Below are 17,460 nucleotides of genomic sequence, written 5' to 3'. Positions count from 1 at the left end.
CGTCCCTGTTTTATTGCAACGCGGACTTCAGTATTCGGTACAGCGGCCCGGCCTGCGCCTGGCGGACGACAGGATGAGCATACTCTTTCAGATAGCTTTCGTTTTTTGTGCGTTTTACTCAAGAAGCGAACAAAAAACAATCTTGCGGTGCGTCATTATTTTTCGCTTTTGTTGTTTTATTATACGAACATGACACTGAATCCCCGCCAGAGCGCCCTGATCGAAATGGTGCGAGCCCAGGGCTCCGCCTCGATCGAAGAGCTCGCCAAACGCTTCGACGTCACGCTGCAGACGGTGCGGCGCGACGTCAATATTCTTTCGGAAGCCGGCCTGCTGTCGCGCTTTCACGGCGGCGTGCGCATCGAGGCCTCCACCATCGAGAACATCGCCTACCGCAAGCGCCAGGGCCTGCACGCCGCCGGCAAGCAGCGCATCGCCGAGGCGGTGGCGCGCGCCGTGCCCGACGGCTGCTCGCTGATCCTGAACATCGGCACCACCACCGAGGCCATCGCCCGCGCGCTGCTGCGCCATCGCGGCCTGCGCGTGATCACCAACAACCTGCACGTGGCCGACATCCTGTCGGACAACCCGGACTGCGAAGTCATCGTGGCCGGCGGCGTGGTGCGTTCGCGCGACCGCGGCATCGTGGGCGAGGCGACCATGGACTTCATCCGCCAGTTCAAGGTGGATATCGGACTGATCGGAATTTCGGGCATCGAGGCCGACGGCACGCTGCGCGACTACGACTTCCGCGAAGTGCGGGTGGCGCGCACCATCATCGAACAGTCGCGCGAAGTCTGGCTGGCCGCCGACAGCAGCAAATTCAAGCGCCAGGCCATGGTGGAGCTGGCGCACATCTCGCAGATAGACCGGTTTTTCACCGACGCGCATCCGCAGGAGCCGCTGGCGCAGGTCCTGCTGGACGCCGGCGTGCGCTGCGACGTCGCCGCGGCGCCCAATACCCTGAAGCAAACACCTTGACATCCATGAACGCTCCCCTCGCCCCCGTCGCCCCGCCCGACCGCAACCGCCTCCTGGCCACGCTGGACAACACGCATTCCTGGGACGTGATCGTCATCGGCGGCGGCGCCACCGGCCTGGGCACCGCGGTAGACGCGGCCTCGCGCGGCTACCGCACGCTGCTGATCGAAGGCGCCGACTTCGCCAAGGGCACCTCCAGCAAGGCCACCAAGCTGGTGCACGGCGGCGTGCGCTACCTGGCGCAAGGCAATGTCAGCCTGGTGCGCGAGGCCCTGCACGAACGCGGGCTGCTCAACCGCAACGCGCCGCACCTGGTGTGGCCGCTGGGCTTCGTCGTGCCCGCCTACAACCTGCTGGACCAGCCCTTCTACGGCGTCGGCCTGAAGATGTACGACATGCTGGCCGGCAAGCTCAACCTGTCGCCCAGCCGCTGGCTGTCGCGCCGCGACACGCTGGCCAACGCGCCGACCCTGGCCGAGGCCGTCAATGGCCGCAAGCTGCGCGGCGGCGTGCTGTACTACGACGGCCAGTTCGACGACGCGCGCCTGGCCGTCAGCCTGATGCGCACGCTGTTCGACCTGGGCGGCACGGCGGTGAACTACGTGCGCGCCACCGGCCTGACCATGACCGGCGGCAAGGTCGACGGCGTGACCGCGCAGGACGTCCTGGGCGGAGCCAGCTTCACGCTGCGCGCGCGCTGCGTGATCAACGCCACCGGCGTCTGGGTGGACGCGGTGCGGCGCATGGAAGACAAGAACGCGCAGACCATGGTCGCGCCCAGCCAGGGCGTGCACCTGACCCTGCCGCGCGAATTCCTGCCGGGCGACCGCGCCATCCTGATTCCCAAGACCGACGACGGCCGCGTGCTGTTCGTCGTGCCCTGGAACGGCCACACCATCGTCGGCACCACCGACACGCCGCGCAACGACCTGCCGCTGGACCCGCAGGCCGGCGCGCAGGACGTGGACTTCATCCTCGGCACGGCGGCGCGCTACCTCAGCCGCAAGCCCACGCGCGACGACGTCACCAGCGTCTGGGCCGGCCTGCGTCCGCTGGTCAAGGCCACCGGCGAGGCGTCCACCAAATCCCTGTCGCGCGAGCACACCATCCTGGTGTCCAAGGCCGGCCTGGTCACCGTGACCGGCGGCAAATGGACCACCTACCGCCGCATGGCGCAGGACGTGGTCGACACGGCCATCCAGCACCAGCTGCTGACCCAGGCCAGCTGTCGCACCGAGACCCTGGCGCTGCACGGCGCCGCCGGCCTGGCGCCGTCGCAGGAACACGCCGGCACGCCGGACAGCTACTACGGCAGCGACCTGGCCGCGCTCAAGGCCCTGCCGGGCGCCGAGCGCATGCTGGTCAAGAGCAGCGGCCTGTCCGAGGCGCACGTGCGCTACGCGGCCCGGTACGAACTGGCGCGCAGCGCCGAAGACGTGCTGGCGCGCCGCAACCGCGCGCTGTTCCTGGACAGCGAAGCCGCGATGCTGGCTGCCCCCGAAGTGGCCCGCCTGCTCGCCGAGGAACTGGGCCACGATGCCGCCTGGCAGCAGCGCACGCTGCAGGACCTGGAAACGGTCGCGGCGAATTACCGGTTGTAGGTGGGGATGGTGTGATGCTGTGATGCTGTGATGGCGTGACGGCGTAGGATGGGTGCAGCGCGAGAGCGCGTGCGCAAAAACTCAACCATCGAACGCGCGTAACCCATCAGGCGGCGCCAGCCGCCATTTTTCTTGGCACGCAAAAATGCCGGCTTGCGCCGGCTGATGGGTTACGCGCGTTTGGCGTTCGAGTTCTGGCCCTAACGGTTGCGCGCTGCACCCATCCTACGCATCCGATGCATCCGACGTATCCGATGCATCCGATACATTCAACGCATCCGGCACATCCGATACATCCGGCACACCCGACGCATCCAACACGTCCCACTCCCCCCTTCACGGCACCCGCAACGGGCTGTCCTCGATCATCCGCTCGAACGCCCGCAGCAGGTCCGGGTCGCATTTGGCGCCGGCCTCTCGATGCAGGATGCGCATGATTTCCACGTGCGGGCGCGCGGGATGGTAGGGGCGCACGTCGCCCAGCGCGTCGTAGGAATCGGCCAGCGAAATGATGCGCGCATGCAGCGGGATGTGGTGGCCCGCCAGGCCGGCGGGATAGCCGGAGCCGTCGAAATGTTCGTGGTGGTGGCGCACCGCCAGCGCGATCTGTTCGCGTTGCGGGATGGCGCTGCACAGGATGATGTCGGCGCCGGCCGCGGCATGCGCCTTCATGATCGCCCAGTCTTCCGGGCCGAGGCGGCTGGGCGAGAACAGCACGCGGTCGGGCGTGCCGATCTTGCCCAGGTCATGCAGCCGGGCGGCGATGGCGACGATTTCCTGTTCGTTTTCAGGCAGGCCCAGGGCCTGGGCCAGGGCCGCGCTCAAGGCCGCGACGCGGCCGCTGTGACGGCCGGTGGCCGGGTCGCGCGCCTGCATGGCGGCAAACAGCGCGGCGACGCAGGAGCCCGGGGGTGTTGCGGGAACTTCGGAAGGCATTGGAACGGAGCGCGCAAGACGGGCTGGCGCCGTGCGCGGATTTCGCAAAAGGCGCGATTCTGACACATGAGCGGCCGCGCCCGCCGCAATCAGTGCTCCAGCCGCTCCAGCAGCATCTGCGCCACGCCCACCGACGAGGCCGGATTCTGGCCGGTGATGAGCAGGCCGTCGCCGACCACGTGCGGCTCCCAGTCCGGACCGCTGGAGTACTGCCCGCCCAGCTTCTTCAGTTCGTCCTCGACCAGGAACGGCACCACTTCGGTCAGTTGCACGGCGGCCTCTTCCGCGTTGGAAAAGCCGGTGAGCCGGCGTCCCTGCACCAGCGGCTTGCCATCGGCCGTCTTGGCGTGGCGCAGCACGCCGGGCGCGTGGCATACGGCCGAGACCGGCTTGCCGGCCGCCAGCATGGCCTCGATCAGCGCCACCGACGCGGGGTCTTCGGCCAGGTCCCACAACGGGCCGTGGCCGCCGGGATAGAACACGGCGTCGTAGTCGGCCGCCTGCACCTCGGCCAGCGGGCGGGTCGCGGCCAGCAGGCGCTGGGCATCGGGGTCCTGGCGGAAACGGCGCGTGGCCTCGGTCTGGGCGTCGGGCTCGTCGCTCTTGGGGTCCAGCGGCGGCTGGCCGCCGGCCGGCGAAGCCAGCGCGACCTTGGCGCCGCCGTCCACGAATACGTAGTACGGCGCGGCGAACTCCTCCAGCCAGAAGCCTGTCTTGCGGCCGGTATCGCCCAGGGTGTCATGCGAAGTCAGCACGATCAGAATATTCATGGCGCGCTCCTATTGTCGTCCGGGCCGACGCGCACGATGCGCTTGCCGGCGTTCTCGCCCCTGAGCAGGCCGATCAGGCCGCGCGGCGCGTTCTCCAGTTCCTCGACCACGTCCTCGCGGTACTTGATGCGGCCGTCCCGCAGCAGGCCTTCCATAGCCTGGCGGAACTCGCCGTAGCGGTGGGCGTATTCGTTGAAGATGATGAAGCCCTGCACCTTCAGGCGCTTGGTGAGGATGACCCGCATCAGCTGGCCCAGGCGGTCAGGCCCGTCGGGCGCGCGGGTGGCGTTGTAGGCCGAGATCAGGCCGCACACCGGCACGCGGGCGCGCGGATTGAGCAAGGGCAGCACGGCGTCGAACACGGCGCCGCCCACGTTCTCGAAATACACGTCGATGCCTTGCGGCACGGCCCGCGCCAGCCGCGCCGGCAGGTCCGGCGTCTTGTGGTCCACGCAGTCGTCGAAGCCCAGCTCCTCGACTACGTAGCGGCATTTGTCCGCGCCGCCGGCGATGCCCACGACCTTGCAGCCGTGGATCTTGGCGATCTGCCCGACCACCGCGCCCACCGCGCCGCTGGCCGCGGCCACCACCACGGTTTCGCCGGCCTTGGGCTGGCCGATGTCGAGCAGCCCCATGTAGCCGGTGAAGCCCGGCATGCCCAGCACGCCCAGCGAGTAGGAAGGATGTTCGGGATCGGGCCCCAGGCGCAGCAGGCCCGCGCCGTCCGACAGGGCGTAGTCCTGCCAGCCGGATTGCGCCAGCACCCAGTCGCCCGGCCGGTAGTCGGGATGGTTGGACGCCTGGACCCGCGTCACCGTGCCGCCCACCATGACTTCGCCGATCTTGACGGGTTCGGCATAGGACGGCGCATCGCTCATGCGCCCGCGCATATAGGGGTCCAGCGACAGATAGACGGTGCGCAGCAGCACCTGGCCCGGGCCGGGCTGCGGCACTTCGCGGGTTTCCAGGCGGAAATCGCCGTCGCCGGGCTCGCCCTGCGGACGAGAGGCCAGCACGATGCGGCGGTTGATGGAGGACGATTGCGGCATGGCGGTCGGGTCTCCTGCGTAAAGCCGCCAGCGCGGCGGCATGGGGGTCGTCCCATTACACCATCGTTGTCCGAAGCCCAGAACGGTAACCCTGGCGGCCGCCCCCCTTTTAATTAATTAATAATTTAATTAAGATATCGGCCATGAACTCCGCACCGCCTGCCACGCCCCGCCGCCCCGGCCGTCCGCCGCGCCCCGACAGCGCCGCAATGCGCGCCCGGCTGCTCGACCTCGCCACCCAACGGTTCGCCGCGAGCGGCGTGGCCGCGACCACCATCGCCCACATCGCGCAGCTGGCCGGCGTCACGCCGGCCATGGTGCATTACTACTTCAAAAGCCGCGACCAGCTGATCGACGCCGTGGTGCAGGAACGGCTCGTGCCCGTCATCGCCTATGTCTGGGCGCCGGTGCCGGTAGCCGCCGGCGAGGCGCAGGAGCCGCCCGCGGACCCGGCCGCCACGGTGCGGGCCTTCATCGCCGAGATCGTCGGCCGCGTGGTGCGCAGCGCGGCCGAACGCCCCTGGCTGCCGGCGCTGTGGCTGCACGAAGTGGTCAACGAAGGCGGCCAGCTGCGCGAACGCGTGCTGCGCCACCTGCCCGCCGACCGCCTGCACGCCTTCGCCGCCCTGATCGCCGACTGCCACCGCCAGGGCGCCATCACGCCGGGCGTGGAGCCGCGGCTGGTGTTTCTTTCGCTGCTCGGCCTGACCCTGCTGCCCCTGGCCACGTCCAGCCTGTGGCGGCGCGTGTGGCAGGGCGACCCGCAGGCCCAGGCCCTGGACACCGAAGCGATCGCGGCCCACGCCATCGCCATGCTGACGGGCGGCCTGTTCTCGCCGGCCGCCCCTTCCCAGGCCTCTACAGGATGCTGACCATGCGCATTTCCACCGCCTTGCGCCGCCCCCTGCCCGCCGCCGCGGCGCTGGCCCTGCTGCTGGCCGGCTGCGGCAAAGACGAGCAGCCGTTCTTCCAGGGTTATGCGGAAGGCGAGTACGTCTACGTGGCCTCGTCCGAGCCCGGGCGGCTGGCCGACCTGCCGGTGCGCCGCGGCCAGCAGGTCGCCGCCGGCGCGCCCTTGTTCGCGCTCGAAGCCGGGCGCGAAACCGCCGCGCGCGAGCAGGCCAGCGCCCAGCTGGCCGCGGCCTCGGCCCAGTTGGCCGACACCGCCACCGGCAAGCGCCCGGCCGAAGTCGACGTCACCCGGGCGCAGCTGGCGCAGGCCGAGGCGGCCAGCCAGCGTTCGGCCGCGCAGCTGCGGCGCGACACCGAGCAGCTGCGCATCGGCGGCATCGCGCGCGCGCAGCTGGACGAAAGCCGCGAACGGGCGCGCGCCGACGCCGCCCGCGTGCGCGAACTCAAGGCGCAGCTGGACGTGGCCGCCCTGCCCGGACGCGACGAGCAGCGCGCGGCGCAGGCCGCCGACGTGGAAGCGGCCCGCGCGGCCCTGGCGCAGGCGGACTGGACGCTGGCGCAGAAACGCCAGGCCGCGCCCGCCGCCGGGCTGGTGTTCGACACCCTGTACCGCGTGGGCGAATGGGTGCCGGCCGGAAGCCCCGTGGTCAGCCTGCTGCCGCCGGGCAACATCAAGGTGCGTCTGTACGTCCCGCAGTCGGCGCTGGGCGGGTTGAAACTGGGCCAGCAGCTCATGGTGCGCTGCGACGGCTGCGGCGACCCCATCCCCGTACGCATCGACTACATCTCGACCCAGGCCGAATACACGCCGCCCGTGATCTACAGCCGCGAAAGCCGCAGCAAGCTGGTCTACATGATCCAGGCCCGGCCCGCGCCCGAGGCCGCTGCGCGGCTGCATCCTGGCCAGCCGCTGGAGGCGGCGCTGCAATGAGCGCGGCGCCCGCCCGGCAAAACGCCGCCCGCCCCTACGTCATCGACGTGCGGGGCCTGAACAAGCGTTTCGGCGACAAGCAGGTGGTCGACGACGTTTCGCTGCAGGTGCGCGAGGGCGAGATCTTCGGCTTCCTGGGTCCCAACGGCAGCGGCAAGACCACCTGTATCCGGCTCATGTGCGGGCTGTTGACGCCGGACTCGGGCAGCGGCACCTGCATGGGCTACGACATCCTGCGCGACAGCGAGCAGATCAAGCGCCACGTCGGCTACATGACGCAGAAGTTCTCGTTCTGGGACGACCTGAGCATCCGCGAGAACCTCGATTTCGTGGCCCGCATGTACGGCATGCCGGCGCGCCGCGAAACCGTGGAACGGGCGCTGGAAAGCCTGGGCCTGCAAAGCCGCGCGCGGCAGCTGACCGGCTCGCTGTCGGGCGGATGGAAGCAGCGGCTGGCGCTGGCCGCTTGCCTGCTGCACGAGCCGCGCCTGCTGCTGCTGGACGAACCCACCGCCGGCGTCGATCCCACGGCGCGGCGCGACTTCTGGGAGCAGCTGCACGAACTCGCCGCGCGCGGCATTTCGGTGCTGGTCAGCACGCACTACATGGACGAGGCCGAACGCTGCCACAAGCTCGCCTACCTGTCCTACGGCCGGCTGCTGACGCAGGGCACGGCCGACGAGGTGATCGCCGAGCAGGGCCTGACCACCTGGGCCATCCGCGGGCACAACCTGGTGCCGCTGGCGCAGCGCCTGCGCGACGCGCCAGGCGTGGACCAGACGGTGGCCTTCGGCTCGGCGCTGCACATCAGCGGCCGCGACGCCGCGCTGCTGGAGCGCACGCTGCGGGACGCCGTCGCCGGCCAGGCGCTTGAACTGGAACGCATCGACACCAGCCTGGAGGACGTCTTCATCTACCTGATGAAGCGTTCCACCGACAACTACGCGAGCCCGCCATGAGTCCACGCCTGCAAGGCTTTTCCTGGTCGCGCTGGTGGAGCATGGTGCTCAAGGAGTTCCTGCAGCTGCGCCGCGACCGCATCACCTTCGGCATGATCGTGGGCATGCCCATCATGCAGCTGGCGCTGTTCGGCTACGCCATCAACACCGATCCCAAGCAGATGCCCACCGCCGTGATCGCCGCCGACCACAGCCCGTTCACGCGCAGCTTCGTGGCGGCGATGAAGGCGTCCGACTACTTCCGCATCACCGAGGAGCTGAAGGACGAGGAAGCCGGGCGCGCCGCGCTGGCCCAGGGCCGCGTGCTGTTCGTGCTGACCATCCCGCCCGACTTCAGCCGCCGCCTGCTGCGCGGCGAACGTCCGGCGCTGCTGATCGAGGCCGACGCCACCGACCCGATGGCGACCGGCCTGGCCATCGGCGCGGCCACCCAGCTGACGCGGGCGGTGGCGGAAAAAGACCTCACCGGCGCGCTGGCGCCGCTGGCCGGCGGCCAGCCGCCCTTCGAGGTGCGCGTGCACCGGCTGTACAACGAGGAGCAGATCTCCCAGTACAACACCGTGCCGGGGCTGATGGGCGTGATCCTGACCATGACGCTGGTGATGATGACCGGCCTGGCCATGACGCGCGAACGCGAGCGCGGCACGATGGAGAACCTGCTGGCCATGCCGGTGCGTCCGCTGGAAGTGATGACGGGCAAGATCGTGCCCTACATCGCCATCGGCCTGATCCAGGCCAGCATCATCCTGCTGGCGGCGCGCTTCGTGTTCCACGTGCCGTTCCAGGGTTCGCTCGTCAGCGTCTACCTGGCCTCGCTGCTTTTCATCGCCGCCAACCTGACCGTCGGCATCACGCTGTCGTCGCTGGCGCGCAACCAGCTGCAGGCCATGCAGCTGACCATGTTCTATTTCCTGCCGAACATCCTGCTGTCGGGCTTCATGTTCCCGTTCCAGGGCATGCCGGTCTGGGCGCAATACCTGGGCAACCTGCTGCCGCTGACGCATTTCAACCGGCTGATCCGCGGCATTCTGCTCAAGGGCAACGGCTGGTGGGACCTCTGGCCCAGCATCTGGCCGCTGCTGCTGTTCACCGTGATCGTCATGGCCGCCGCCGTGAAGTTCTACCGCCGCACCCTGGATTGAACCGACATGCTCCGCCGTCCGTCCATGCCCCGTCCTTCTCCTGCCGCGCCGCGGCGCCTGGCCGCGCTCGCCCTGGGCGCGCTGCTCGCCGGCTGTACCGTGGGGCCTGACTTCCAGGCTCCCGCATCCCCGCAGGTCGACGCCTATCTTCCGACTATGGACGACGCCACGGCGGCCGACGCGGGCCAGCGGCTGGTGGCCGGCGCCGACATTCCGGCCCAATGGTGGCGCCTGTTCCGCTCCGAGGCGCTGGACGCGCTGGTGCGCCAGGCGCTGGAGGCCAGCCCCACGCTGGCGCAGGCCCGCGCCCGGCTGCGCCAGGCCGGCGAGGAGCTGAACGCCGAGACCGGCGGGCGCCTGCTGCCCTCGGCCGACGCCAACCTGTCGGCCGCGCGCCAGAAGGTGGACCCCTCGGCCTTCGGCATGCCGGTGGCCGAGCCGCCGGCCCCGTTCACGCTCTACAACGCCTCCATCGACGTGTCCTACACGCTGGACCTGTTCGGCGGCAACCGGCGCGCGCTCGAAGGCCTGGGCGCGCAGGTGGACTACCAGCGCCACGAATTGCAGGCCGCGCGCATGGCGCTGGCCGCCAACGTGGTCACGGCCGCGATCCTCCAGGCCGACCTGGGCGAACGGCTGCAGGCCACGCGCGAGCTGCTGGCGGCCCAGTCCCGCCAGCGCGACATCATGCGCCAGCGCCTGGACGCCGGCGGCATATCGCAGGCCGACCTCAGCAACCAGGAGCTGCTGGTGGCGCAGACGCAGGCCACGCTGGCGCCGCTGCAGTACCAGTTGTCGCAGGCCACGCACCAGCTGGCGGCCTACCTGGGCCAGCCGCCCGCCGCCCTGAGCGCGCCGCCCCTGCGGCTCGCCGACCTGACGCTGCCGCCGGACGTGCCCACCGGGGTGCCGTCGGCGCTGGTGCGGCAGCGCCCCGACATCCTGGCCGCCGAAGCGCTGTGGCACCGGGCCTCGGCCGACGTGGGCGTGGCCACCGCCAACCTATACCCGCAGTTCACGCTGACCGCCAGCTTCGGCTCGCAGCGCACCCGCGCCGGCGACCTGTCCGACGGGGTCAATGTGTGGAACCTGGGACTGGGCCTGGCCCAGCCGCTGTTTCACGGCGGCGAGCTGCGCGCCCGCCAGCGCGCCGCGCAGGCGGCATACGACGCCGCGGCCGCGGGCTATCGCCAGACCGTGCTGGACGGCTTGCGCCAGGTCGCCGACGCCCTGCGCGCCGTGCAGACCGACGGCGCGGCCTTCCAGGCCCAGGACGAGGCCTGGCGGCGCGCCGCCGAGGCCGAGCGCATCGCGCAGGGCCGCTATCGCGCCGGCGGCATCAGCCACCTGAGCCTGCTCGACAGCCAGCGCCAGCTGCTGGAGACGCGCATCGCGCGCAGCGCGGCCGACGCGGCGCGCTACGCCGACACCGCCGCGCTGTTGCAGGCGCTGGGCGGCGGCTGGTGGAACGAGGCGCCCCCGCCCTGAGGGCCGGCGCGCACCACAACGGTGCGGCAAACGCGCTTGGCCGAGAATTCGGGGCTGAAAGTGGCGTTGTGCAAGGTTTAGGAAACCGCAGGGTTCGTTGCATCATGCAGAGGCTTATGCTGCAAAGATAACAACGATTCATGAATGACTTACTCGATTTGATCGTCTTCTCGCCCGATGCCGGTCAATGCAAGCGCCGTAGCGGCGCACTGGCCGGAATGGGCTTCTCGCCCCGCCAGTGCCACGACTCCAACGGCCTGTTCCGCCTGTTCCAGGCCCGCCGCGCGCCCCTGCTGGTAATGGAGGCCGAGCTTTCCGATCTCTGCATGGCGGTGGCGGGCCTGCGCGCCATGGACACCGCCGCCGGCATCGTCGCCATCTCCAGCTTCGACTCCCCCGAAAACCGCATCCTGGGCCTGCATTGCGGCGCGGACGTCTGTTTTCCGGCCTCCGTGGACACGCCGGAAATCGTGGCCGCGCTGCAGGCGCTGGTGCGCCGCGTGCCGGCGGCGGGCCGGCGCAAGCCCGCCGAGTCCGAGCCGCAGCCGTCGGCGCAGGCGCCCAGCGGCGGCGGCAAGTGGCAGTTCCTCGACGCCGCCTGGACCCTGGTCAGCCCGCAGGGCACGCGGCTGTCGCTGACCCAGGCCGAACGCGAATTCCTGCTCAAGCTGACCGCCACCGCCGACAAGCGCCTGCCGCGCGCCGATGCGCCCGGGCTGGAGGCCCAGGGCGGACGCGAATCCATGCGCCGCACCGACGTGGTCGTGAGCCGGCTGCGGCGCAAGGCCCAGGACGTGAACGTGGAACTGCCGATCCGCACCGTCTGGGGATGGGGCTACGCCTTCACCGGCGACATCTAGCCTCCCGTCCCGCGCGGCGTATCATGCGGTCCAGGATCCTCTTTCGCCTACGCCGCCATGGATGTCTTTGAACGCCTGCAGGCCCTGCTGGCCAGCCACCAGGCCCGCTACCGCCTGATCGAACACCCCGCCGCCGGCCGCTCGGTCGAAGTGGCCGCCATCCGCGGCACCGCCGTCAGCCAGGGCGCCAAGGCGCTGGTCTGCCGCGTGAAGCTGTCGTCGAACCAGCGCAGGAACGTGCTGGCTGTTTTTCCGGCCGACCGCCAGGCCGACCTCGCCGCCATCGCCCGCGCCGCCGGCGGCAAGAAGGCCTCGCTCGCCTCGCAGGACCTGGCGCGCGAGCTGACCGGCTGCGAGATCGGCGCCATCCCGCCCTTCAGCTTCAATCCCGAGCTGCACCTGCTGGTCGATCCCAGCCTGCGCCACCGGCATGAGGAAATCGTGTTCAACGCCGGCCGCCTGGACGCCTCCATCCTGCTGAACACGGAAGACTACTTCCGGCTGGCCGCGCCCGAAGAGGCGCCGCTGGTCAAGGCCGCCCCCGAACTTCCCGCCAACCAGGTCTGAACCATGTGTCTCGCCGTACTGGCCCTGCGCACGCTGCCGGGCATTCCCGTCCTGATCGCCGCCAACCGCGATGAATTCCACGAACGGCCCACCCTGCCCGCCGCGCAATGGCCCGACGCGCCCGACATCTACGCGGGGCGCGATGGCCGGGCCAGCGGCACCTGGATGGGCGTGAGCGCCCGCGGCCGCTATGCGCTGGTGACCAATTTCCGCGAACCCGGCCATTTCCGCGACCCGGCGCCATCGCGCGGCGCGCTGGTCGAAGACTATCTGCGCGGCGCCGAACCGCCCGCGGCCTACCTGGCCCGCGTGCACCGGGGGGACCAGGCCTACAACGGCTTCAACCTGATCGTGGGCGACGCGCGCTCGGCCTGGTATCTGAGCAACCGCGACGGCGGCCCGCGCGAGCTCGCCCCCGGCATCTATGCCCTGTCCAACCATCTGCTGGACACGCCCTGGCCCAAGCTCGCGCGCACCAAGGCGGCGTTCGGCGTGGTGCTGCGCAGCGGCCCGCAGCCCGACCTGCCCGCGCTCATGGCCGCCCTGGCCGACCGCCAGCCCGCCGACGACGCCGATCTGCCCGCCACCGGCCTGCCGCTGGAGCGCGAAAGACTGCTGAGCAGCCCCTTCATCGTCAGCCCCAACTACGGCACCCGCAGCTCCAGCGTGCTGGCGCTGCGCGAGGACGGGGCCGGACAGCTCGACGAAAGGCGCTTCGCCCCGGACGGCTCGGTCAGCGGCGAAAGCCGGCTGACATTTTCCTGGCAGCCGGCCGACACCATCGCTTGAGATCCCGGACGCCTTGCGCGAACTCCGCGCGCCGGCCAAGGTCGAACCTGTTGCCGCCCCGCGTGGCGCGGCGGCGATTGCAGCCGGCTCCGAGGCCGGCGATCCTATCGAGGAGCATCTCATGAACAAGCGTATCGAACGCTGCACCATGGCCGCCGCGATGGCCGTGGGCAGCATGGCCTTTGCCGGGATACTGTCGACCGTCCAGGCCGGCCTGCCGCCGGTGCAGCGCCAGGGCGCCGTCGAATATGTCAGCGGCGGCATCGGCCTGGATGAATCCGAAGCCATGAAGGCCGCCGCCAAGGACTACCCGCTGGCGCTGACCTTCGCCGCGCAGCGCAACGGCACGGCCGACTACGTGGCCAACGTCGGCGTGTCCATCCAGGACGCGCAGGGCAAGCCGGTGCTGCAGGCCACTTCCGAAGGCCCCTACATGCTGGTGAAGCTGCCGGCGGGCCGCTACAAGGTGTCGGCCACCTATAACGGCGCGGCCCAGGAGCGCGAGGTCTCGGTGCAGGGCGGCGCCACGGCGCGCGCCGTGTTCGAATGGAAGTAGCCGGCGGCCCTACACGCCGGTAAACAGAATCGCGATCACGAAGCCCACGCCGACCGCCCAGACCAGCGAGCGCAGCGCGCCCCAGTTGGCCAGGTACATGGCCAGATAGCCCAGGCGCACGCCCAGCCAGCACGCCATCAAGGTGGCCACGTGCGCGGGCGGCGCCTGGTTGTACAGCGCGAACAGCACCGCCGCATAGAAGAACGGCAGCGCCTCGAAAGCATTGTTCTGCGCCGCGTTGGCGCGGGCGCGCCAGCCTTGCTGCCGCGCCAGCCAGGCGCGCGGGTCGTTGTTGTCGAACTGGCGGCCGCCGGCCTTGGCGATGATCGTGGATACGAAAGGCAGCAACGCAGCGGCCAGCATCAGCCACGCAATGGTCTTCATGGTGCGACTCCCGGGTGAGCGATCCGCCGACGATAACGCAAGCGGCCCGGCCGCGCTTACACTCAGCGCTTTGCGCCCCTTCCCCGCCCGTGCCGCTGCTCAGCCCCTGGTCCGCCCTGTTTCTTGCCGCCGCCATGCTCTGGCCGCCGGCGACGCGGCGCTGGGCGCTGGCGCCGCTGGCCGCGGCCTACGGCTGGGCCTGGGCCGACGGCAGCATCGATACGGTGGCGCTGGCCTGGCTGGCGCTGCTGGCGCTGGCGGCCGCACTGGTGCAATCGCCATCCGGTCCGGCCGCGCGCGGCGCGGGACATGCGCTGTTCCTGGCGCTGGCCGCGCTGCTGTTCATGCATGCGCTGCCGGGCTTTCACAATCTGCGCGTGATCGAGCCGGCGCCGCTCAGCCCCGGCGCCGCGCCTTTCGGCATGTACCTGAACCTGGACAAGCCGCTGGCCGCGTTCTGGGTGGTGCTGGCGCTGGCCCCGCCGATGGCCGCCGCGCGGGCGCGCGCCACGCTGGCGGCGGCGGTGCTGGCCTGCGCCGCGGCGATCGCGGCCTGCCTGGGATGCGCGCTGGCCCTGGGCGTCGTGCAATGGGACCCCAAGTGGCCGCAGGCGGCCCCGGTCTGGCTGCTCAACAACGCCCTGCTGGTGACGCTGGCCGAGGAAGCGCTGTTTCGCGGTTATCTGCAACAGCAGCTGAGCCAGCGCTGGCGCGGCCGTCCGTGGGGCGGCGCGGCGGCGCTGGCGGTCGCGGCCGTGCTGTTCGGGCTGGCGCACTACGCCGGCGGCTGGCAATGGGTGCTGCTGGCCACGCTGGCGGGCGCGGCCTACGGCCTGGCCTACCGCTATGGCGGGCTGGCGGCCGCGGTGCTGGCGCACCTGGGCCTGAACGTGGCGCACTTCGGCCTGTACACCTACCCGATGCGCGCCGCGTTCTGACCGCCTCAGGCCGGCAGCGCCGGATAGTCGGTATAGCCGCCAGGACCCGGCGCGTAGAAGGTGGCCGGGTTGGGCGTGTTCAGCGGCGCCTTGAGCGCGAAGCGGCGCGCCAGGTCGGGATTGGCGATGTACTGCACGCCGAAGGCCACGGCGTCGGCACGGCCGGCGGCGATGGCGGCCTCGGCGGATTCGCGCGTGTAGCCTTCGTTGGCGATATAGACGCCGCCGAACGCGGCCTTGAGCGCCGGCCCCAGGCTGTCGGGCGCCTCGTGTTCGCGCACGCACAGAAAGGCGATGCCGCGCCCGCCGAGTTCGCGCGCCACGTAGCCGAAGGTCGCGGCCGGGTCGGAATCGCCCATGCTGTGGATCTCGCCGCGCGGCGACAGATGCACGCCGACGCGGCCCGCGCCCCATACCGAAATACAGGCGTCGGTCACTTCCAGCAGCAGACGCGCGCGGTTCTCCACCGGACCGCCATAGGCGTCGGTGCGCAGATTGGTGCTGTCCTGCAGGAACTGGTCCAGCAGATAGCCGTTGGCGGCGTGCACTTCCACGCCGTCGAAACCGGCCTCCATGGCCATCTGCGCGCCGTGGCGGTAGGCCTGGACCACGCCCGGCAGCTCCGAGGTTTCCAGTGCGCGCGGCGTGACGTAGGCGCGCCGCGGGCGCACGTGGCTGACGTAGCCCTGCGGCGCGATGGCGCTGGGCGCCACCGGCAGTTCGCCGTCCAGGAACATCGGGTCGGAAATCCGGCCCACGTGCCACAGCTGCGCCACGATCCGCCCGCCGGCCGCATGCACGGCGGCCGTGACCTTGCGCCAGCCCTTGACCTGCTCCGGCGTCCACAGGCCCGGCGTGTCGGCGTAGCCCACGCCCTGCGGGGTCACGGCGGTGGCCTCGGTCAGGATCAGGCCGGCGCCGGCGCGCTGCGTGTAGTACTCGACCATCAGGTCGTTGGGCACGCGGCCGGGGTCGGCGTGCATGCGCGTCAGGGGCGCCATGATGACGCGGTTGGGCAGCGTCAGTTCGCCGACGCGCAGAGGTTCGAATAGCTGGCTCATGCAAATCCTCCGCCCCCTGCCGGGGGCTACATATCCTGGTTGAGTTGCCGCAGGAACGCGGCGATCACGGCTTCGTTGCGACGGAAAAACACCCACTGCCCCACTTTCGTGGCCGAGATCAGGCCCGCGCGCTGCAGCACCGCCAGATGCGAAGACACGGTGGACTGGGACAGGCCGCAGCGGCTGTCGATGTGGCCCGCGCAGACGCCATGCTCGAAGCTGTGGCCCGGGCTTTCCTCGAAATAGGCCTGCGGCGTCTTCAGCCACGCCAGGATTTCGCGCCGCACCGGATTGGCCAGCGCCTTCAGGATGGCGTCGGCGTCGATGACGGGTTGCGCGGCATTGGAAGCAGTCATATTGAAATATCGCAATTTATCGAATCTTATATCGAAACTATTCGATATATAGTCATGCCCATGCGGATTCCAGGGCTATCGGCCGTCCGCCCGGCCCGGCTTGAGGCTGTCGGCCCAGTCGCGCGCCAGGTCGCGCCGGGCCCGCCGGTTCACCAGCGCGGTGAGCGCCATGGCGAGCACCGCGCCGGCCGCGGCCAGCGCCATGTCCTTCTGCGCATCCCAGATATCGCCCTGGGTGCCCAGGTAGGCCGCGCCCAGCTCGCTGCCCACCGTGGCGGCCGCGCCCCACTCCAGCAGTTCGTACAGCGCCGAGGTCGACAGCGTGACGTCCATGGGCAGGAAATACGCCCAGAAACCGCGCACCTCGACCACGCGCAGGAAGATCTCGCGGATGGGATAGGCCAGCAGCAGCCCGTAGGAAAAATGCACCACGCGGTCGAAGTTGTTGCGCTCCCAGCCGACCAGCGCGTTGAAGCTGCCGCCGGTCAACGCGCGCCACCAGTCGTCGTACGGCACCAGCGAATACGTGTAGTGCGCGCCTATCGCATGCAGGCACAGGTACAGGAAGATCAGCGTGTAGGACACGCGCGAAAACACGAACCAGCGGCGCGTGAGCAGCAGCGCCGCGCCGAAGGCCAGCACCAGCGCGTTCTCCAGCGCCCAGTCGGCGCGGTCGTGCGGCGAGATCGCCAGCGCCGTCCAGATGACCGCGAACAGCAGGCCCAGCGTGTACAGGTAGCGGCGCCGCGCGTCGGCCACGGTCACTCTCCCTCGACCCGGCCGCGCAGGCGCTTGATCTCGCCGTGCCGCACCTTGCGCTGCACGCGCCGGCGCTGCGAGGCGCGGGTCGGCCGGGTGGCGTGGCGCGGCTTGTCGGGCCGCGCCACCGAACGCACCATGGCGAGCAGGCGCTCGACGGCTTCGGCGCGGTTCTTTTCCTGGCTGCGAAACGCCTGCGACTTGATCACGATGATCCCGTCCTTGGAAACGCGGTGGTCGCTGAGCGCGCACAGCGCGTCCTTGATCTCGTCGGGCAGGCTGGAGGCGCGCACGTCGAAGCGCAGGTGCACGGCGCTGGACACCTTGTTGACGTTCTGGCCGCCCGCGCCCTGGGCGCGGATCATGGAGAACGCCAGCTCGCGCTCATCCAGGTAGAGGGAATCTAGGACGTGAAGCATAT

Annotated in this window: 20 protein-coding genes; 12 read left to right on the top strand and 8 right to left on the bottom strand. The window is 70.2% G+C overall.

Annotated elements, in window-relative coordinates:
* Window positions 1-168: 168 nt before the first annotated feature.
* Together A6B37_RS04155 and A6B37_RS04150 are read left to right on the top strand one after the other, a co-directional pair.
* Window positions 169-981, top strand: a complete 813-nt coding sequence (locus tag A6B37_RS04155; protein ID WP_041653853.1) for a DeoR/GlpR family DNA-binding transcription regulator — start codon at window positions 169-171, stop codon at window positions 979-981.
* A 5-nt stretch (window positions 982-986) separates the two neighbouring features.
* The gene (locus A6B37_RS04150; protein ID WP_111824992.1) at window positions 987-2,582 is read left to right on the top strand and encodes an FAD-dependent oxidoreductase; all 1,596 of its coding nucleotides are present in this window, start codon (window positions 987-989) and stop codon (window positions 2,580-2,582) included.
* A gap of 336 nt (window positions 2,583-2,918) precedes the next feature.
* Here the strand turns inward: A6B37_RS04150 and A6B37_RS04140 are convergent, their stop codons facing one another.
* The 3 genes from A6B37_RS04140 to A6B37_RS04130 all read right to left on the bottom strand — a co-directional run bounded on the left by A6B37_RS04140 (window position 2,919) and on the right by A6B37_RS04130 (window position 5,337).
* Entirely contained in the window at window positions 2,919-3,518 is a 600-nt protein-coding gene (locus A6B37_RS04140) for an HD domain-containing phosphohydrolase (RefSeq protein ID WP_111824990.1), read from the bottom strand.
* Between the two features lie 89 nt (window positions 3,519-3,607).
* Window positions 3,608-4,288 (bottom strand): type 1 glutamine amidotransferase domain-containing protein, encoded by a 681-nt coding sequence (locus A6B37_RS04135; protein ID WP_111824989.1) that lies wholly within the window; start codon window positions 4,286-4,288, stop codon window positions 3,608-3,610.
* Window positions 4,285-5,337, bottom strand: coding sequence for an NADP-dependent oxidoreductase (locus A6B37_RS04130; RefSeq protein WP_111824988.1), 1,053 nt, complete (start codon window positions 5,335-5,337; stop codon window positions 4,285-4,287). Before A6B37_RS04130 ends, A6B37_RS04135 begins: the two co-directional genes overlap by 4 nt.
* Before the next feature lie 143 nt (window positions 5,338-5,480).
* On the opposite strand from A6B37_RS04130, the gene A6B37_RS04125 reads away from it, so the two are divergent.
* From A6B37_RS04125 to A6B37_RS04085, 9 genes are all read left to right on the top strand, one after another.
* Window positions 5,481-6,209, top strand: coding sequence for a TetR/AcrR family transcriptional regulator (locus tag A6B37_RS04125; protein ID WP_168202105.1), 729 nt, complete (start codon window positions 5,481-5,483; stop codon window positions 6,207-6,209).
* Between the two features lie 2 nt (window positions 6,210-6,211).
* On the top strand, window positions 6,212-7,180 hold the full coding sequence (locus A6B37_RS04120; protein ID WP_111824987.1) for an HlyD family efflux transporter periplasmic adaptor subunit: 969 nt from the start codon (window positions 6,212-6,214) through the stop codon (window positions 7,178-7,180).
* Entirely contained in the window at window positions 7,177-8,139 is a 963-nt protein-coding gene (locus tag A6B37_RS04115) for an ABC transporter ATP-binding protein (RefSeq protein WP_111824986.1), read from the top strand. The genes A6B37_RS04120 and A6B37_RS04115 overlap by 4 nt, the downstream gene beginning before the upstream one ends.
* On the top strand, window positions 8,136-9,281 hold the full coding sequence (locus A6B37_RS04110) for an ABC transporter permease (protein WP_111824985.1): 1,146 nt from the start codon (window positions 8,136-8,138) through the stop codon (window positions 9,279-9,281). Before A6B37_RS04115 ends, A6B37_RS04110 begins: the two co-directional genes overlap by 4 nt.
* Window positions 9,282-9,305: 24 nt before the next feature.
* Window positions 9,306-10,769 (top strand): efflux transporter outer membrane subunit, encoded by a 1,464-nt coding sequence (locus A6B37_RS04105; RefSeq protein ID WP_246842362.1) that lies wholly within the window; start codon window positions 9,306-9,308, stop codon window positions 10,767-10,769.
* Between the two features lie 140 nt (window positions 10,770-10,909).
* On the top strand, window positions 10,910-11,629 hold the full coding sequence (locus A6B37_RS04100; protein WP_102776043.1) for a response regulator transcription factor: 720 nt from the start codon (window positions 10,910-10,912) through the stop codon (window positions 11,627-11,629).
* Window positions 11,630-11,686: 57 nt separating this feature from the next.
* Entirely contained in the window at window positions 11,687-12,196 is a 510-nt protein-coding gene (locus A6B37_RS04095; RefSeq protein ID WP_111824983.1) for a YbaK/prolyl-tRNA synthetase associated domain-containing protein, read from the top strand.
* A 3-nt stretch (window positions 12,197-12,199) separates the two neighbouring features.
* The gene (locus tag A6B37_RS04090) at window positions 12,200-12,985 is read left to right on the top strand and encodes an NRDE family protein (protein ID WP_111824982.1); all 786 of its coding nucleotides are present in this window, start codon (window positions 12,200-12,202) and stop codon (window positions 12,983-12,985) included.
* A gap of 121 nt (window positions 12,986-13,106) precedes the next feature.
* On the top strand, window positions 13,107-13,541 hold the full coding sequence (locus A6B37_RS04085; protein WP_102776040.1) for a carboxypeptidase-like regulatory domain-containing protein: 435 nt from the start codon (window positions 13,107-13,109) through the stop codon (window positions 13,539-13,541).
* A gap of 9 nt (window positions 13,542-13,550) precedes the next feature.
* Here the strand turns inward: A6B37_RS04085 and A6B37_RS04080 are convergent, their stop codons facing one another.
* A complete protein-coding gene (locus A6B37_RS04080; RefSeq protein ID WP_102776039.1) occupies window positions 13,551-13,925 on the bottom strand; it encodes an MAPEG family protein in 375 nt (124 codons plus the stop codon).
* 134 nt (window positions 13,926-14,059) lie between these two features.
* On the opposite strand from A6B37_RS04080, the gene A6B37_RS04075 reads away from it, so the two are divergent.
* A complete protein-coding gene (locus tag A6B37_RS04075) occupies window positions 14,060-14,863 on the top strand; it encodes a CPBP family intramembrane glutamic endopeptidase (protein WP_102776062.1) in 804 nt (267 codons plus the stop codon).
* A 5-nt stretch (window positions 14,864-14,868) separates the two neighbouring features.
* Here A6B37_RS04075 and A6B37_RS04070 read toward each other — a convergent pair whose 3' ends face one another.
* The 4 genes from A6B37_RS04070 to arfB form a co-directional block, all read right to left on the bottom strand.
* Window positions 14,869-15,924, bottom strand: coding sequence for an alkene reductase (locus tag A6B37_RS04070; RefSeq protein WP_102776038.1), 1,056 nt, complete (start codon window positions 15,922-15,924; stop codon window positions 14,869-14,871).
* Window positions 15,925-15,950: 26 nt separating this feature from the next.
* A complete protein-coding gene (locus A6B37_RS04065; protein ID WP_102776037.1) occupies window positions 15,951-16,280 on the bottom strand; it encodes a helix-turn-helix transcriptional regulator in 330 nt (109 codons plus the stop codon).
* Between the two features lie 75 nt (window positions 16,281-16,355).
* Window positions 16,356-17,039 (bottom strand): DUF2238 domain-containing protein, encoded by a 684-nt coding sequence (locus A6B37_RS04060; RefSeq protein WP_168202151.1) that lies wholly within the window; start codon window positions 17,037-17,039, stop codon window positions 16,356-16,358.
* 2 nt (window positions 17,040-17,041) lie between these two features.
* Window positions 17,042-17,458 carry an alternative ribosome rescue aminoacyl-tRNA hydrolase ArfB gene (arfB, locus tag A6B37_RS04055; RefSeq protein WP_102776035.1) on the bottom strand — a complete coding sequence of 139 codons (417 nt, stop codon included), beginning with the start codon at window positions 17,456-17,458 and terminating at the stop codon, window positions 17,042-17,044.
* Between the last annotated feature and the right edge of the window lie 2 nt (window positions 17,459-17,460).

Source organism: Achromobacter sp. HZ01 (genome assembly GCF_003267925.1).
GTDB classification, from domain to species: domain Bacteria; phylum Pseudomonadota; class Gammaproteobacteria; order Burkholderiales; family Burkholderiaceae_B; genus Achromobacter; species Achromobacter pulmonis_A.
The sequence above is the reverse complement of the archived record's forward strand: the minus strand, read 5'-3'. Positions and strand labels throughout refer to the sequence as shown.

Excerpts from the sequence above, each read along its gene's own strand:
- A6B37_RS04140 (WP_111824990.1), bottom strand. The coding sequence starts at position 3,518 with ATGCCTTCCGAAGTTCCCGCAACACCCCCGGGCTCCTGCGTCGCCGCG.
- A6B37_RS04075 (WP_102776062.1), top strand. The coding sequence starts at position 14,060 with ATGCTCTGGCCGCCGGCGACGCGGCGCTGGGCGCTGGCGCCGCTGGCC.
- arfB (WP_102776035.1), bottom strand. The coding sequence starts at position 17,458 with ATGCTTCACGTCCTAGATTCCCTCTACCTGGATGAGCGCGAGCTGGCG.
- A6B37_RS04120 (WP_111824987.1), top strand. The coding sequence starts at position 6,212 with ATGCGCATTTCCACCGCCTTGCGCCGCCCCCTGCCCGCCGCCGCGGCG.
- A6B37_RS04090 (WP_111824982.1), top strand. The coding sequence starts at position 12,200 with ATGTGTCTCGCCGTACTGGCCCTGCGCACGCTGCCGGGCATTCCCGTC.
- A6B37_RS04125 (WP_168202105.1), top strand. The coding sequence starts at position 5,481 with ATGAACTCCGCACCGCCTGCCACGCCCCGCCGCCCCGGCCGTCCGCCG.
- A6B37_RS04095 (WP_111824983.1), top strand. The coding sequence starts at position 11,687 with ATGGATGTCTTTGAACGCCTGCAGGCCCTGCTGGCCAGCCACCAGGCC.
- A6B37_RS04115 (WP_111824986.1), top strand. The coding sequence starts at position 7,177 with ATGAGCGCGGCGCCCGCCCGGCAAAACGCCGCCCGCCCCTACGTCATC.
- A6B37_RS04085 (WP_102776040.1), top strand. The coding sequence starts at position 13,107 with ATGAACAAGCGTATCGAACGCTGCACCATGGCCGCCGCGATGGCCGTG.
- A6B37_RS04070 (WP_102776038.1), bottom strand. The coding sequence starts at position 15,924 with ATGAGCCAGCTATTCGAACCTCTGCGCGTCGGCGAACTGACGCTGCCC.
- A6B37_RS04100 (WP_102776043.1), top strand. The coding sequence starts at position 10,910 with ATGAATGACTTACTCGATTTGATCGTCTTCTCGCCCGATGCCGGTCAA.
- A6B37_RS04105 (WP_246842362.1), top strand. The coding sequence starts at position 9,306 with ATGCCCCGTCCTTCTCCTGCCGCGCCGCGGCGCCTGGCCGCGCTCGCC.
- A6B37_RS04110 (WP_111824985.1), top strand. The coding sequence starts at position 8,136 with ATGAGTCCACGCCTGCAAGGCTTTTCCTGGTCGCGCTGGTGGAGCATG.
- A6B37_RS04150 (WP_111824992.1), top strand. The coding sequence starts at position 987 with ATGAACGCTCCCCTCGCCCCCGTCGCCCCGCCCGACCGCAACCGCCTC.
- A6B37_RS04065 (WP_102776037.1), bottom strand. The coding sequence starts at position 16,280 with ATGACTGCTTCCAATGCCGCGCAACCCGTCATCGACGCCGACGCCATC.
- A6B37_RS04135 (WP_111824989.1), bottom strand. The coding sequence starts at position 4,288 with ATGAATATTCTGATCGTGCTGACTTCGCATGACACCCTGGGCGATACC.
- A6B37_RS04080 (WP_102776039.1), bottom strand. The coding sequence starts at position 13,925 with ATGAAGACCATTGCGTGGCTGATGCTGGCCGCTGCGTTGCTGCCTTTC.
- A6B37_RS04130 (WP_111824988.1), bottom strand. The coding sequence starts at position 5,337 with ATGCCGCAATCGTCCTCCATCAACCGCCGCATCGTGCTGGCCTCTCGT.